The organism is Vibrio sp. Vb0304 (assembly GCF_033338995.1).
In the GTDB taxonomy this organism is placed as follows: Bacteria; Pseudomonadota; Gammaproteobacteria; order Enterobacterales; family Vibrionaceae; genus Vibrio; species Vibrio alginolyticus.
This window is the reverse complement of sequence record NZ_JAWOTT010000363.1, coordinates 1-1040: the sequence shown is the minus strand read 5'-3', so window position 1 is coordinate 1040 and position 1040 is coordinate 1. Positions and strand designations below refer to the sequence as shown.

The 1040-nt window shown below is 46.4% G+C and carries 1 pseudogene; it reads right to left on the bottom strand.

Annotated features, from left to right (window positions below):
• Window positions 1-1040: pseudogene (locus R7P35_RS26260) on the bottom strand (methyl-accepting chemotaxis protein); the annotation flags it as partial.

Below are 1040 nucleotides of genomic sequence, written 5' to 3'. Positions count from 1 at the left end.
TTGATAAAGCGTCTCACAATTACGTGTAACCGTTTGGATAGAGTCGTGTGTTGAATCGATCACCTGATTCAATTTGCGTGCGATCTCTTTTAACTCAAAGGGGCCCATCTCATCTGCTTTGGCACGAAAATCGTGGTCAGTTAATGCGGACAAACGTACCAGCACATTCTTCAATCCTCGGTTTGTCCACGTTTTTAGCCCGAACCAAGAGACCAAAATAACCAGAGAGATAACACACGCCGCGACAAGAACCATCATGCTGACGTTGCCTATGGTGTTATTGACCGTGGCTTCGCGTTCATCAATCAAGTTCGATGCCGACTGCGAAATGCTATCCAAGAGCCTCATGGTTTCATCAGCTAATAACGACGCTTGATGAAACTCACGCTGTTGTTGTTCGCTTTGGGCCAACTTGGCAAGAATGAGTTGCAAAATGCCCTCGTCGTCAAAGCCTGATTTCACCATCTCATAAGGCGCTGTCAAGCTGGCGTAGTCACTGACTTCAGGGTGTAGGGCTTTGAAATCTTCGTAAGCAAGGTTAATCCCCGCAATCCGATTTCGCATCTCCCGATATTCTTTCTCTGCTTTAGGTAAATCGGTATGCATCATCATTACAAGGAAAGTGCTTTCCATCGAACTCGCAGATGCAATAAAACGGTTTGCCGCGTCACTCGACTCAGGATCGTCCAGGCTTAAAAATGAGCTAATTCTGTTCATCTCTGGGCCGATGGAACTCAGTCCATAGCGAAAACCACCAACACTATCGTCGATACGCCCTTGCATCTGAATCACCGCGGATTGCTTGAGTAAAATGGAGTTTGTGATTTGGTGCAACGTCTCCACTTTATCTTTTAACTCATTGGAAAGCTGTGGAGCGACTTCGGATGTTTTCTCGATCAGACCTTCTGTCTGTTTCGCCAGCGCTTCAATTTGCGCTTCTACAAGCGGTAACTCTTTCGCTTCCGTTACCTGCATTCCATAGTTGAGCAGTTTCACCATTTCCAACACATTTCTGGTCAGAGTCGCATTGGCCATCGCAA